This is a genomic window from Pseudomonas sp. 8209, assembly GCF_028682105.1.
GTDB lineage: Bacteria > Pseudomonadota > Gammaproteobacteria > Pseudomonadales > Pseudomonadaceae > Aquipseudomonas > Aquipseudomonas palmensis.
The window spans coordinates 1-324 of the sequence record NZ_JANIAH010000036.1 but is presented as its reverse complement, the minus strand read 5'-3'; the positions used below and the strand labels follow the sequence as shown (position 1 = coordinate 324).

Genomic DNA, 324 nt, shown 5'->3' with positions numbered 1-324 from the left:
GCAGCCTGTTGCGCCAGACGTGCCTCGATTTCACCCAGCTCGATGCGGAAGCCGCGGATCTTGACCTGATGGTCGATGCGGCCGACGTATTCGACGATGCCATCCTGGCGATAACGCGCCAGGTCGCCCGTGCGGTACAGGCGCTCGCCGCGGGCCAAGAACGGATCGGGCACGAAGCGCGTGGCGGTGAGATCGGCACGCTTGAGATAACCACGCGCCAGGCCGGCCTGGCCCACATACAGCTCGCCGATGGCGCCTTTGGGCACCGGGTTCAGGTCGGCATCGAGCAGGTACCACGACAGGTCCAGGATCGGCTCGCCGATG

Annotated in this window: 1 pseudogene; it reads right to left on the bottom strand. The window is 66.4% G+C overall.

The window, feature by feature from the left end:
* Positions 1-324 (bottom strand): annotated as a pseudogene (locus NP552_RS25890) (AMP-binding protein); the annotation flags it as partial.